Below are 14,295 nucleotides of genomic sequence, written 5' to 3' on the forward strand. Positions count from 1 at the left end.
GGACATGCTCAGCGTCCTCTCTTACCGATCAGGCGTTTGAGGGATTACCCAGCCCTCGTGAGGCCGGGCAGGCAATGACGTACCTTCAGGAATGTCGAACCGGAAGCTGTCGATTCGACGATGGCAACAGTGCCTACCATCAGACTAGTGGAAAGTCGCTCTGGCGGCTTAACAGTTAACGTTAACGTCAAGGTATCGCAAAGACAGACGATATGCCTGCCTGACAACTACTTCTTTGGTGGAACCTTTTGCGGCATGGGCTCATGCGCGTTCTGCATGGAAAGCTGAATTCGCGTGTAAGAACGCTTTTTTGCGACTAAAGGTGCAGAGGGTGAGTGAAGGCTGACTGTTAATCTTCCCGCACCAAAAAAGTGCTTAATGCAGTGCGCAATCGTGACAAGGCATCGAGACGACAGACTCGGGCGCGCCCTGAGCATCATCAGCGATGATCATCGCTAGACACCTAAGGACAGTTCCATGAGTGATTCCTCCCGCCCTAACCTGTGGCGCCGTTTGCCGTTGTGGCAGAAGATCCTGGGCGGCCTCGCCCTGGGGATACTCGCTGGCGCCCTGATGGGAGAAAGCGCCAGCATGTTCAAGCCGCTGGGCGATATCTTCATCAATGCGATCAAGATGCTGATCGTGCCGTTGGTCTTCAGCACCCTGGTGGTCGGTATCACCTCGATGCGTGACCCGCAGAAGATGGGCCGCATCGGCGGCAAGACCATCGCCCTCTACCTGCTGACGACCGCCTTCGCGATCGCCATCGGCATGCTGGCCTCCAGCATCTTCCAGCCGGGTGCCGGCTTCGAGTTCAACTTCGACAAGGCGATGGAAACCAAGGATGCGCCTTCGCTGGTGCAGATTCTGGTCGACCTGGTGCCGAGCAACCCGATCGATGCGCTGGCCAACGGCAACATCATGCAGATCATCGTCTTCGCCATCGGGATCGGCATCTCGCTGATCATGATCGGCGACAAGGGCGAGCCGGTCGTGCGCGTCTTCGATAGCTTCGCTGAAGTGATGTACAAGCTGACCGAGTTCGTGATGGCCTTCGCGCCGTTCGGTGTCTTCGGCCTGATGGCGCATGTCTCCGGCAACTACGGCCTGGATGTGCTGCTGCCGCTGGCCAAGGTGATCGGCGTGGCCTACCTGGCGAGTATCGTGCACGTGCTGGTGGTCTACTCCGGCCTGCTGGCGACGCTGGGCAAGCTGAACCCGGTGCGCTATCTGCGCGGTATCGTCGATGCACTGGTCGTGGCTTTCTCCTCGGCCTCAAGCTCCGGTACCCTGCCGATCTCCATCCGCTGCGCCCAGAAGAACCTCGGCGTCTCGGAAGGTGTCTCCGGCTTCGTGCTGCCGGTCGGTGCGACCATCAACATGGATGGCACCGCCATCTACCAGGGCGTGGTGGCACTGTTCATTGCCCAGATGACCGGCATCGAGCTGTCGATGATGGATTACGGCATGATCGTGCTGACCGGCACGCTGGCCTCCATCGGCACCGCCGGTGTACCGGGCGCCGGCCTGATCATGCTCTCCATCGTATTGAGCCAGGTAGGCCTGCCGCTGGAAGCCATCGCGGTGATCGCCGGCATCGACCGTATCCTCGACATGGCACGTACTACCGTGAATGTCGCGGGCGATTTGATGGTCACCACCCTGGTCGGCAAGTCCGAGAACGAGCTGGATCTCGAGATCTACAACGCGCCCCAGCACAAGAAGGACGCCTGACGGCAGGCTCAGGCGCTCTCCCCAGCGCCTGGCCTTGCAATACGTATCGTAAACACGAACGCCCCGCTCAATGAGCGGGGCGTTCGTGTTTCAAGGGCTGTGTTTAGGCTCCGTATTTCAGGCTGTCACCAACAGGGAGAAATCAACGGCAAGGTCAGGCAGATTCCGGCGGCGAGTCGCGCAGTTCACGTCTGAGCACCTTGCCGACGTTGGTCTTGGGCAACTCGTCGATGAAGACCACCTGACGCGGCACCTTGTAGCTGGCCAGTTCCTTGCGCGACCAGTCTCGCAGCGCATCCGCCTCGAGCTCTGCGCCGTCCTTGAGCAAGACATACAACTTGATTGCTTCACCACTGCGCTCATCCACCACGGAGACGGCGGCAGCCTCGAGCACATCCGGGTGACGCACGATGACGTCCTCGACCTCATTGGGATACACGTTGAACCCGGAGACGATGATCATGTCCTTCTTGCGATCGACGATGCGCATATAGCCATCCTCCTGGAAGACCGCGATGTCACCGGTGCGCAGGAAGCCATCGGCAGTAAAGCTGTCTTTCGTGGCCTGCTCAAGCTGCCAATACCCCTTCATCACCTGCGGCCCCTTCACGCACAGCTCGCCCGGCTCCCCCATGGCGACCAGCGCGCCTTCATCGTCATACAGACGCACCTCGGTGGAGGGCATCGGCCGCCCGATGGTGCCGAGCTGAATGGCATCCAGCGGATTGAACGACACGATCGGCGAGGTCTCGGTCATGCCGTAGCCCTCGGAGATATCACTGCCAGTGACCCGCTTCCACTCTTCTGCTGCCTTGCGCGTCAGCGCCACGCCTCCTGAGGTGGTGATCTTGAGCTTCGAGAAGTCCAGTGCCTGGAAGCCGGGGTTGTTGCACAGCGCCACGAACAGCGTATTGAGACCGACGAACATCGTGAAGTCGTGCTTTTGCAGCGTCTTGACGAAGCCCGGGATATCGCGCGGATTGGGAATCAACAGGGTGTGATTGCCTTCACTGAGCATGCACGCCAGATGAATGGTGAAAGCGTAGATGTGATAGAGCGGCAACGGCGCCACCAGCGTCTCGTGGCCGGGGTTCAAATCCTGCGTCAGGGCCATCTTGCCTTGCAGCATGTTGGCGAGCAGGTTGCGGTGAGTCAGCATCGCGCCCTTGGCGACCCCGGTGGTGCCGCCGGTGTACTGCAGCACAGAGATATCATCGAGTGCCAGTGTCGGCCGTTCCCAGCGCTCGGCCTTGCCCTGCGAGATGGCCGTGCGCAGCGGAATGGCGTCAGGCAGGTGGTAACTCGGCACCAGCTTCTTGACGTGCTTGACCACGGTATTGATCAACAGTCGCTTGAAGGCCGAATGCATGTCGCCCAATTCACAGACCAGCACGTACTCGAGGCCAGTGCGCTCCCGCACGCGTTCGACCTTGTCCGCCATGTTGGCCAGCACCACCAATGCCCGCGCGCCGGAATCATTGAACTGATGCTCCATCTCACGTTCGGTATACAGCGGATTGGTATTCACCAGCACCAGGCCTGCCCGCAGTACGGCGAAGGCCACCACCGGAAACATCAGCGTATTGGGCAGCTGGATGGCGACCCGATCGCCCGGTTTCAGGTCGGTCTCATGTTGGAACCAGTCCGCCAGCTGGCGACTGGTGGCATCCAGCTCCGCAAACGACATGGTGCGGTCCATGCAGGTAAAGGCAGGACGCTCGCCATGCGCCGAGCAGGCCTTCTCCAGCATGTCCATCAGGGAATCGTAGCCGCTGAAATCCACCTCCAGGGAAGACCGCAGGCACGACATGCCGCTCATGTCGCCTGCCGCTGGCTGTGCTCTCGAAGCGTCGGGCGAGGCACCTGCCATGTGGGAAGGTTCTGTCGTGGAGTCGAGAGTGGAATCGGGAGTGGACTTGCCTGACTCATCGGGTCGAGCCGCTAGGGGATCATGCATGGCGTTGCTCCTTGATCAGTACGTGGGGCGCTCGGCGTCACTGCCCCCGCTACCTTGTTGTTGTAGACGTCGTTGCAAGACGTCGTCGTGAGACTAGGTCAAAAGACATCGTGGTGAGATGCGCGGTGAGGCGCTGTCGGGTCTCCGTCGGGTGGGTGTCAGCCTGTGGGCCCTGCACTGTCGACAGCATAGCCGCAAACCGATGCTGCGCGCCGTTGGCGGAATCGATGGACTTCCCAACATTGGAACATACGTACGTTTGATATTGCCTTGCGACCTTGGTGACATGCGCAGGCCTGCTCTGGAGCAGGAAAACAGCCCTGAGCCCAAGGAGGTAAACAGCCCTGTCCCGAAAGCGAGAAACAACGAGGCCCCTGCCCAGGGGGCAGAGGCCTCATGTCTTGCACACCGAACGCATACGTCAGGCGCATACGTCTGGCAAACGGCAACTCAGGAGAGGTCGCGGACCTCGTTCTCGATCATCTTGCGGATATGCTCCTCGTTCTCGATCATCGATTCGCCGTCCTCGCGCAGCGATTTCAACAGCCCGATCATCATGGCGATCAGCACGAAGGTGAACTGCAAGGCGCCGGCGATCGAGGCAGCCTGCAGGGACTTGAGCGCCTGATCGCCTCCCAGCAACAGCAGGATCAAGGTCACGGCGCCCAGCATCATGCCCCAGATGATGCGTTGCTGAACTGGGGGGCGACGACCGAAGGCCAGCAGGCGCCCCAGCACCAGGGTGCCGGAATCCGCAGACGTGACGAAGAAGATGATCACCACGACCAGCGCTGCCACCTTGGCCACGGTCGCGGCGATGCCGGGAGTGAGCACCTCGAACGAGTGGTAGAGGGTGCCGGCGTAGTCCCAGTTGGTGACCGCAGCCGTATAGATGCCCATGTCGGCCCCGTACAGGGACTGATGGATGCCCGCCGAGCCGATGACGCCGAACCAGACCAGCGCGACGATGGAGGGGATGACCATCACCCCGAGAATGAATTCCCGGATGGTCCGGCCGCGCGAGATGCGGGCAATGAACATGCCGACGAAACCGGCCCAGGCGATCCACCAGCCCCAGTAGAAGATGGTCCAGCCGCCCTGCCACACTTGCTCGTCCGGCGTGCGCGCCGTCCACAGTGTCATCGAGACGCCATCGGTGAGGTAATCGCCAAGCGAGGTGATGGAGCTCGCGATCAGATAGTTGGCGTCGCTCACCAGCAGGAAGTAGGCAAGGATGCCGAGGCAAACCCAGGTATTGAAGGTGGAAAGCAGCTTGATGCCACGTGCCACGCCGCTGGTCGCTGACAAGGTAGCGATGACGCTGATCAGCACGATGGAGACCACGGTCACCATGCGCGACTTCTCTTCGATGAGACCCAGTGACATCAGGCCGGAGCCGATCTGCTCGACGCCCAGCCCCAGCGTGGTGGCGATGCCGAAAATGGTACCGAACACAGTCAGGATATCGACGGTGTGCCCAATGGGCCCGTAGATCCGGTTGCCGATCAGCGGATAGAGAGCCGAGCGCATCGAGAGTGGGAGGCCCTTGCGGAAGGCGAAATAGGCCAGAGACAGCCCGACGATGGCGTACATGGCCCAGGCGATCGTGCCCCAGTGGAAGACGGTGAGCTTGATACCCCCGGCGGCCGCTTCCGCGACGCGGCTGTCAGGCACCGGGAAGCCTTCGTCCCCCGGCATGAGACCACTCGCCAGGGCGGCCTGCTTGGCCTCGAAGAAGGCGGCGACGGCCGCCTTGACGTCAGCACTCAAAAACGGATTGCCACCGCTCCAGTCACTCGCGAGATGGATCATGGGCTCGGACATCGAGAAGAACAGCATGCCTGCGCCGGTCCCGCAGCCGAACAGCATCGAGAACCAGGCAAAATTGCTGAACTCGCGACGCTCATCGTCGCGCCCCAGCCGAATCTTGCCGACACGCGAACACATCACGTAAAGACAGACCACGAAGGTCGAGAACATCACCAGCACGTAGTACCAGCCCAAGGTGCTCTCTATCCAGGACTTGATGCCCAGAAACTGATCACTGGCCGTCTTTCCCAGCAGAATCGCGTAGAGAATGAAGAACACGGTCATGGTGATCGCGGTGATTCCGAGCGTCGAGTTGGGCCCCTTCAGGACACCTCGCTGCTCGATGAGTGCATCCAGTTCCTTTCAACATGTTCCTACCTCGTGACAGGTTTTTATTGTCATGTTTCATGATGCCGCTGACGTCGTTCGTGACATTGGTACCGTCGTTCATGACAGCGGTTACGTCGTTCATGACTGCGGATGCCGAGACTCAAGGAACCTCAGCCGTCATGGAGACATTGCGGGCAGATCGCGTTCACCTTCGGTCAGTCATGGGCGGGAACCCTGGCAGGCGACAACACCGCGGCATGTCATCAGGCCCCTGCCGATAGGCGATTTTGTGGGAAGAACCCATGCTAGAGCCCCCTGCTTGCGAGACAAATAAGATCTCGACGTCGCCTGGATAAGCAGAGCTAATGACTGAGCCGAGAAATAGAGGCCTCCCATTCCTGCGTCTTTCGACAGAGGCAATGTCCAGGCCGGTTCTCGCAAGGAGCCTCATCCAGACAGGCAAAAGCCCCTGGCGGATTTCTCCACAAGGGGCTTCTGTATCACGACGACGCGTGAAGCGTCACTGACTGCCCGTCAGGTCATTGACCGACGGACTGGCTCAGACGCAGCTGGTGCAGGTAATGCATATGACGCTCGTACTGCTCGAGCAGATCATTGATGACCTGGTCCTTGCTGTAGCCCATCAGGTCATAGGACTGACCGCCTTCCTTGAGGAAGACTTCGGCACGACAGTAATCCTCTTCATCGCCCTCGTCTTCCTGATCCAGATTGAGGTCCGGACGCAAGTGAGAGCGAATGCGTACGCCATAGATGAAGTCGTCTTCCTCACCGTGGCGCGCATTGAAGTAGACGCGGTCACGGCTGGTGGTGACTTCGACCTCCAGCCCCTGGCCGCGCAGCTCTTCGGCCAGCTCCTGCATGCCTTCCACGACAGTGCCGCGCAGGAAACCACGTACCATGGCCCGCGTCGGAAAGCTCATCAGGTGCTGGGCGCGCTTGCGCCAGTTGCCCTTCTCGCCCATCGGCGTCGCGGCTGCGGTATTGACCGACAGGGAGCGGCGCTTGACGGACTCGAGATTAAGCTGACGCAGCAGCCCGAATATCGCGGCCAGCAGGATCATGCCGAACGGCAAGGCGGTGGCGATGGTGGCTGTCTGCAGCGCCCCCAGACCACCGGCCAGCATCAGTACGACAGCCAGAAGACCCACCGCGAAGGCCCAGTAGATACGCTGCCAAATCGGGGTGTCGTCACGACCACCGGAGGCCAGCATGTCGACCACCATCGAGCCGGAGTCCGCCGAGGTGACGAAGAACACGATGACCATCACCAGCGCGATCATCGAGGTGATGGACGACAGCGGCAGCTGCTCGAGGAAGGTGAACAGGGCCAGCGAATAGTTGTCGTTGACGGTATCGACCAGCGCCGTGACGTTCTGCTCCAGAATCATCGAGATGGCGGTGTTGCCGAAGATGGTCATCCACAGAAGGGTGAAACCGGCCGGTACGAACAGCACGCCGATCACGAATTCCCGGATGGTACGGCCGCGCGAGACACGCGCGATGAACATGCCGACGAACGGAGACCAGGACATCCACCAACCCCAGTAGAGCAGCGTCCAGCCACCGATCCAGTCATTGGGTTCGTAGGCGTAGAGCTCGAAGGTCTTGCCGACGATATCCGCCATGTAGAAGCCGGAATTCTGGACGAACGCCTTGAGCAGGAAGGCGGTCGGGCCGAGCAGCAGCACGAACAGCAACAGCACCACGGCCAGGCCGAGGTTGATCTCGGACAGGATGCGGATGCCCTTGTCCAGTCCGGTCACGACCGAGATGGTGGCAAGGCCGGTGATCACGACGATGATCGCGACCTGGGTCCAGTCATTGTTCGGCATGCCGGTCAGGTGCGAGAGCCCGGCATTGACCTGTGCCACGCCGTAGCCCAGCGTAGTGGCGACGCCACAGACGGTGCCGACGATGGCGAAGATGTCCACCGCATGGCCGATCGGGCCGTAGATGCGCTTGCCGATCAGGGGATACAAGGCACTGCGCAGCGTCAGCGGCAGGTCATGGCGATAGCTGAAGTAGGCCAGAATCAGCGCGACGATGGCGTAGATCGACCAGGCATGCAGCCCCCAGTGGAAGAAGGTCAGCTTCATCGCTTCACGTGCGGTCTCGACCTGCTCCGGGGTGCCCGTCGGCGGATTGAGGAAGTGCATCACCGGCTCGGCCACGCCGAAGAACATCAGACCGATGCCCATGCCCGCCGAGAACAGCATCGCGAACCAGGTGACGTTGCTGTAGTCCGGCAGTGAGTGGTCCGGCCCCAGGCGAATCTCGCCATGGCGTGAGAAGCCGACATACACCACCGAGATCAGCACGATGGCCACGCACAGGATGTAGAACCAGCTCACGGTGTTGGTGATCCAATGCTGGACCGACTCGAACACGGACATGGCCGTATCCGAGAACACCGCGGTGAAGATCACCAATAACAGGATGATGGCATTCGCGCCGAAGAAGACCGGCGGGTTGACCTTGGCAAACAAGCCGGTGCGCGGCTCGGCACTGGCATCTTCGCCACCGCCCGCTGCAGGGGTATTGCGCATGGAGATTTCCTTGTGAGTGTCCGGGAGAGACGCCGTGAGCTGTCTCGGCGCCCTGCTGGCAAACAACACTATAATGAAAAAACATGATCAGATTGCGCGCGGATAATATCACCTAATGCCTACATGACCAATGTCTTGTCCAACTACCGTCCAACTTCTCGGCGCACACATGGCGCAGGATGCCATTTGTTTTCTTGATGCTTGCGCGCTGGCACCCAACGTCATCGGCACACTCAAATGCCATGCTGGTCACACAGGAGTAAACGCATGAGTCGCAATCGTCTTTCCGGCAAGGGCCCCCAGCGCGCGCTCGCGCTGTCTCTCGCACTGTTGAGTGCCCTGCCGACCACGTCCGCCATGGCGGGCCCGGGGCATGGGCGCTTCGATGGGCCGGGCTACATAGGCCCCGATATCGTGATCCGGCATGGTGAGCCCGGTCGTCTGATTCGCTGGGCTCCGGGTGGCCCGGGGCACGGTCATGGTCTGCCCGCAGGGGCGCGCGGTGTCTGGGTAGGCGCTACGCTGTATTTCCTGGCGGCGGGCACCTATTACCTGTGGGAAGAGAGCCAGCAGCAGTATCTGCCGGTCCAGGCCCCCGCTCAGGCGACACTCACGGCCGCGGCGGTCGATGTCATCGCCTACCCCACCAAGGGCCAGAGCGAAGACCAGCAATCGCGTGATCGCTATGAGTGCCATCGCTGGGCCAATCAGCAGGGTGGCGCCGAAGCCAATTCCGCGGCGCCGCCCGTGACCGCCAGCAACGCAGACACCTATCGCCGCGCGCTGAGTGCCTGCTTCACCGGTCGCGGTTACAGCGTGCAATAGGCAGCCCGAGGCATGAGGCTTCGCTGGAGTTCATGGCTCTCAGGTCAAGGCTGAGGTCTGAGAACTGGAAACCATGAGCATGAAAAAGCCCCGCCAGCTCGCGATGATCGCGGTCTGGCGGGGCTTTCTTGTATCCATTGTCGGCTTTCAGTTGTCTGATTTGGCTGCTTGCGGGGGTTGCGGCTCGCACCGATCAGCCGCGCCGTTTCTGGTGTCGTTCGCGGTTGTTGTCACGCGCCGCGCGGGATTTGCGCAACATCACCAGCGTCGCCCCCAGCCCACCGTGGCGCGGCGTGGCACTGCTCCAGGCCTGCACCTCGGGCATCTGCTCCAGCCAGTGCACCAGGTAGGCACGAATCAAGGCGGCATGCGATTCGCTGTCACGCCCCTTGCCATGAATCACCAGCAGGCAACGCAACTCGCTGCGCCAGGCGTCCTGGATGAAGCGATGCACCTCACGCCGACACTCGATGAGCGGACGACGCATCAGATTGAGCTGCGCCTCGGGTGGGTAGCCGCCCTGGCGTAAGCGCTCCAGCACACCGGTCTGGATGCCATCGCGGCGAAACTCGACCGGGTCATGCGGCGAGAGATGCTCCACGTAGCTGTCGGACAGTCCGTCCAGCTCATTGCCCAGGGTCTTCTGTGCGTCTTCACGCCGAGCCAGCTGAGCCTCGCTGGGGCCCTTGCGGGCCGTGGTGACATCGGCGCGGTCCTTGCCGCGCCTCAGGGGAGCAACGCCTTGCATCTCACGACTGAACAGATCATCCGCCTCGGTACTGCTCAACTCACGGGCATGCGCCGCCGACATCATTGCAGGGGAAAAACGTGACATGGCACCCTCCAGTCTTCACCAGGACGTGTCAATTACGTGGAGCGCGCAGCCAAGGTCGACAAACGACGACGCCCCGAGACAGAGCATGCCTCGGGGCGTCGGTTCAGCTCAAGTCGCTGACGTGATTTCTTGCGTCATCACGCCTCAAGGACGGATCAATGCCCGGTCTTGAGCTGCTCCCAGTACTTCTGATAGATCGACAGCGCATCACCGACATCAGTCTGGAATTCGCCGCGGGCGAGATCCTGCTGAGTCGGGAAGACCACCGGGTTGTCACGCACTTCCGGGTCCATCATGTTCTTGGCCGCCAGGCTCGGCGTGGTGTAACCCACGTACTCGCTGATTTCCTTGCTGACTTCCGGGCTGATCAGGTAATCGATGAACTGATAGGCCGCATCGACGTGACGCGCGTTGGACGGAATCGCCATGGTGTCCATCCACAGGATGATGCCTTCCTTGGGATAGACATACTCGACCGGCACGCCTTCCTGGTTGGCCTGATAGACCTCACCGTTCCAGATCAGGCCGGCATCGACCTCACCCTGCATGAAGGGCACGCGCGCCGCGTCTGAGTTGAAGGCACGCACGTTGGGCATCAGCTGGGTCAGCTTCTCGTAGGCCGCCTTGATCTCGTCCGGGTCCGTGGTGTTGCCACTGAAGCCGAGGCTTGCCAGTGCGACATGGAAGACTTCGCGCATGTCGTTGGAGAGCAGCAGCTTGTCACGATACTTGTCGTTCCACAGATCGTTCCAGCTGGTCAGCGCGCCCTCTTCGACATAGTCCGGGTTGTAACCGATACCGGCGCTGCCCCACATGTAAGGCACGCTGTACTGGTTGCCCTTGTCGAAGTCACGATCGACCAGGTTGGGGTCGAGGTCCTCGAAATGGTCGAGCTTGCTGACATCCAGCTTCTGCAACAGGCCTTCACGCGCCATCTTGTCGATGTAATAGGTCGACGGGAAGACGAGGTCGTAGCTGTTGTCGCTGTCCAGCAGCTTGAGCTTGGCATACATCGCTTCGTTGGAATCGAAGGTGGAGTAGACGACATCGATGCCGGTCTGCTCTTCGAAGCGCTCGATGACTTCATCGGGCATGTACTCGGTCCAGTTGTAGACGTAGAGGACCTTGTCGCTGTCATCCGCGGCCAGAACGGGGGCGGATGTGGCCACGGAAGCCAGGCTGACGGCAGCCATCAGGCCAGCGGCGCGCAGCGGGAAACGGGTACCTTGCATGTTATTTTTTCTCCTTGAGCAACAACTGTGAAATCAACAGCAGACAGAGCGACAGCCCCAACAGCAGGGTTGCCAATGCATTCACTTCAGGTTTGAGCCCCAGTCGCACCATCGAGTAGATGCGCAGCGGCAGCACCTCGAAGGTCGGCCCAGTGACGAAGGTCGAGATCACCACATCATCCAGCGACAGGGTGAAGCTCAGCAGCCAGCCGGAGGCGATCGCCGGCATCAGCGCCGGTACCAGCACGTGCCAGACGGCGCGGGCTTCACTGGCACCGAGATCACGCGCCGCTTCCAGCAACTGCGGGTTGATGCCCGTCAGGCGGGAATAGACGGTGATCACCACGAACGGCAGACAGAAGGTGGCGTGCGAGACCAGCAGCGAGAAATAGCCCAGCTGGATACCCAACGCAATGAACAGCGCTAGGAAGGCGATCGCCATCACGATGTCCGGCATCATCATCACCGTGAACAGCATGCCATTGAGCAGCGGCTTGCCGCGGAAGCGATAGCGATAAAGCGCAGTGGCCGTCAGCGTGCCGATCAGGGTCGCCAGCGTCGCCGCCGTCACCCCGAGCCACAGCGTATTGAGCGCAGCCTCCATCAGATTGCCATTGCCCAGCAGCTTGTCGTACCAGCGCAGGCTGAAGCCGCCCCACACGAAGGGATTGCGTGAGTCATTGAACGAGATGCCGATCAACACCAGGATCGGCACATACAACAGCGTGAAGATCAGCGTCAGGTAACAGCGGCTGAACCAACGCAGCGCGGCGCTCGCCTTCATAGGGTCACCTCACGCTTGAAGAGCTTGACGCTGCGGTAATAGGCCAGCAGCAGGAACGCCATCACCAGTGTCAGCATCACGCTGATCGCCGCGCCGAAGGTCCAGTTGTTGGCCTCCAGGAACTGGCCCTTGATGATGTTGCCGATCAGCGGATGGCGCGAGCCACCCAGCAGATCCGAGACATAGAACATGCCCATCGCCGGCAGGAACACCAGCAGCACGCCCGCGATGATGCCCGGCATGGTCAGCGGCAGCACGATATGTCGGAAGGTGGCCAGGCCATTGGCACCAAGGTCGCGGGCCGCCTCCAGCGTCGGGCGGCTCAGCTGCTCGAAGACGGCGTACAGCGGCAGGATCATGAACGGCAGCAGCATGTAGACCAGCCCCACGATCACCGCCTCCTCGGTATACAGCAGGCGCAACGGCGCATCGATCAGGCCGAGATTCATCAGCACATCGTTGAGCAGGCCGCGCGTCGCGATCAGCGTGCGCAGGGCATAGATGCGGATCAGCGAGTTGGTCCAGAACGGAATGATCACCAACAGCAGCAGCAAGGGCTGCAGGCGCGGGCTGGCCCGCGAGATCATCCACGCGAAGGGATAACCGAGCAGCAGACAGATCAGCGTCGTGATCAGGCCGATCCACAGCGAATGGCCGAAGACACTCAGGTACACCGGGCTGATCATCTGGCCATAGTTGGTCAGAAAGCCCTGCCACAGCGTGCTCAGCGACAGCTCACCGCCCAGCAGCTGGCCGGTGTTTTCCGGCATCAGACTGACCAGTACCACCAGCAGCGTCGGGGCCAGCACCAGCACGATCAGCCAGCCCCAGATGATGGTCAGGGTGGCGGTCTTGAAGGGATTGCGCACCAGACTCATGCACCCGCCCCCGTCACGGCCGGCTCATCATCGGGCAGGATGATCTCCCAGTCCGGCACCCAGCTGACGCGCACACGCTCGCCGAGGCGGTAATCGAAGTCAGGGTCATCCTCGTCGAAGAACTCGCTGGCCAGCAACTGCTGACCGTTGTCGAGCTCCAGCACCGTGTCCAGGGTCATGCCCTTGTAGTTGCGCTCGATGACACGCGCCGGGAAACCTTCGCTGTCCTCGGCACCCTTGAGTCGCATGTCTTCCGGGCGCAGCAACACCTGCACCGCCTCTCCGCCCTGATAGGTGCGGCCATGGCTGCTGAGTTCCAGCGTCTGACCGAGCAGCGTGATCTCGATGCGCCCGGCCGTCGCCGCGGGGCGCACGACCTGCGCCGCCAGCTGGTTGATCTCACCGACGAAACGCGCCACGAACAGCGTGCTCGGCGATTCATAGACCTCACGCGGCGTGCCGATCTGCTCGATGCCGCCTTCGCGCATCACCACCACGCGATCGGACATCGACAGCGCCTCTTCCTGATCGTGGGTGACGAACACGAAGGTGATGCCCAGGCGACGCTGCAGGCGCTTGAGCTCGTTCTGCATCTGCTTGCGCAGCTTGTAATCCAGCGCCGAGAGTGGCTCATCGAGCAGCAGGACGCGGGGCCGCTTGACCACGGCGCGGGCAATCGCGACGCGCTGCTGCTGCCCGCCGGAGAGCTGGTCCGGGCGGCGGTCCGACAGATGGGCCAGTTGCACCATCTCCAGCGCTTCGCGCACCCGCTCATGAATCTCGGCCTTGGCGACCTTTTCCATGCGCAGGCCAAAGGCCACGTTGTCATAGAGGTTCATGTGCGGAAACAGCGCATAGCTCTGGAAGACGGTATTGACCGGGCGCTGGTGAGCGGGACGCTCATGCAAGGCCGTCGACTCGAGCGTGATGGTGCCGCTATCCGGCGATGCGAAGCCGGCGATCATTCTCAGCACGGTGGTCTTGCCGCAACCGGACGGGCCCAGCAGCGTGACGAACTCACCATCGTTCAAATCCAGGTCAAGGCTGTCCAACACCTTGCGATCACCAAAGGTCTTGGAAATGCCACGCAGCTTGACCAGCGGGGCCTTCTCAGGAGCAGAGCTTTTCATCGGCGGGTTGTCACCTCCAGCGGGCGCCGCGAACGGCACCCTCATGCATGTCAGGCGCGCCAGGGACTGGCACGCCACATCGTCAATTCCATCGTGCCTGGCCACCGGCTGACTGCCAGCTCTCGCCTCGCCGCTCGCTTTGGCGCTGGCGCACAGGTCGCGCAAAGATCACATCAGACAGCGGGCAAGGCGCCGTCGCCAGTCTGGCATGCCA

General features: G+C 61.3%; 10 protein-coding genes. 2 read left to right on the forward strand and 8 right to left on the reverse strand.

What is annotated here, in order from left to right; all coding sequences use genetic code 11:
• Positions 1-477: 477 nt before the first annotated feature.
• Complete coding sequence (locus IZU87_RS04465) at positions 478-1,734, forward strand: dicarboxylate/amino acid:cation symporter (RefSeq protein ID WP_175088739.1); 1,257 nt, start codon at positions 478-480, stop codon at positions 1,732-1,734.
• Positions 1,735-1,888: 154 nt separating this feature from the next.
• Here IZU87_RS04465 and IZU87_RS04470 read toward each other — a convergent pair whose 3' ends face one another.
• The 3 genes from IZU87_RS04470 to IZU87_RS04480 all read right to left on the reverse strand — a co-directional run bounded on the left by IZU87_RS04470 (position 1,889) and on the right by IZU87_RS04480 (position 8,397).
• Complete coding sequence (locus IZU87_RS04470) at positions 1,889-3,553, reverse strand: AMP-binding protein (RefSeq protein ID WP_213113851.1); 1,665 nt, start codon at positions 3,551-3,553, stop codon at positions 1,889-1,891.
• 588 nt (positions 3,554-4,141) lie between these two features.
• On the reverse strand, positions 4,142-5,857 hold the full coding sequence (locus tag IZU87_RS04475; protein ID WP_213113852.1) for a BCCT family transporter: 1,716 nt from the start codon (positions 5,855-5,857) through the stop codon (positions 4,142-4,144).
• 512 nt (positions 5,858-6,369) lie between these two features.
• Positions 6,370-8,397: a BCCT family transporter gene (locus tag IZU87_RS04480; protein WP_213113806.1), complete on the reverse strand. Its 2,028-nt coding sequence runs from the start codon at positions 8,395-8,397 to the stop codon at positions 6,370-6,372.
• Between the two features lie 267 nt (positions 8,398-8,664).
• Here IZU87_RS04480 and IZU87_RS04485 point away from each other — a divergent pair, with 267 nt between their 5' ends.
• Positions 8,665-9,222 carry a hypothetical protein gene (locus tag IZU87_RS04485; protein ID WP_213113807.1) on the forward strand — a complete coding sequence of 186 codons (558 nt, stop codon included), beginning with the start codon at positions 8,665-8,667 and terminating at the stop codon, positions 9,220-9,222.
• Between the two features lie 193 nt (positions 9,223-9,415).
• Here the strand turns inward: IZU87_RS04485 and smrA are convergent, their stop codons facing one another.
• From smrA to potA, 5 genes are all read right to left on the reverse strand, one after another.
• Positions 9,416-10,057, reverse strand: a complete 642-nt coding sequence (gene smrA, locus IZU87_RS04490; protein WP_283248869.1) for a DNA endonuclease SmrA — start codon at positions 10,055-10,057, stop codon at positions 9,416-9,418.
• Positions 10,058-10,212: 155 nt separating this feature from the next.
• Complete coding sequence (locus IZU87_RS04495; protein WP_197738736.1) at positions 10,213-11,289, reverse strand: extracellular solute-binding protein; 1,077 nt, start codon at positions 11,287-11,289, stop codon at positions 10,213-10,215.
• Between the two features lies 1 nt (position 11,290).
• Complete coding sequence (gene potC, locus IZU87_RS04500; protein ID WP_043333579.1) at positions 11,291-12,073, reverse strand: spermidine/putrescine ABC transporter permease PotC; 783 nt, start codon at positions 12,071-12,073, stop codon at positions 11,291-11,293.
• Positions 12,070-12,951, reverse strand: coding sequence for a spermidine/putrescine ABC transporter permease PotB (potB, locus tag IZU87_RS04505; protein WP_043333577.1), 882 nt, complete (start codon positions 12,949-12,951; stop codon positions 12,070-12,072). The genes potC and potB overlap by 4 nt, the downstream gene beginning before the upstream one ends.
• Positions 12,948-14,081: a spermidine/putrescine ABC transporter ATP-binding protein PotA gene (potA, locus tag IZU87_RS04510; RefSeq protein WP_213113808.1), complete on the reverse strand. Its 1,134-nt coding sequence runs from the start codon at positions 14,079-14,081 to the stop codon at positions 12,948-12,950. Before potA ends, potB begins: the two co-directional genes overlap by 4 nt.
• Positions 14,082-14,295: the final 214 nt, after the last annotated feature.

Origin of the sequence: Cobetia sp. MC34 (assembly GCF_018340035.1) — a bacterium.
In the GTDB taxonomy this organism is placed as follows: Bacteria; Pseudomonadota; Gammaproteobacteria; order Pseudomonadales; family Halomonadaceae; genus Cobetia; species Cobetia amphilecti.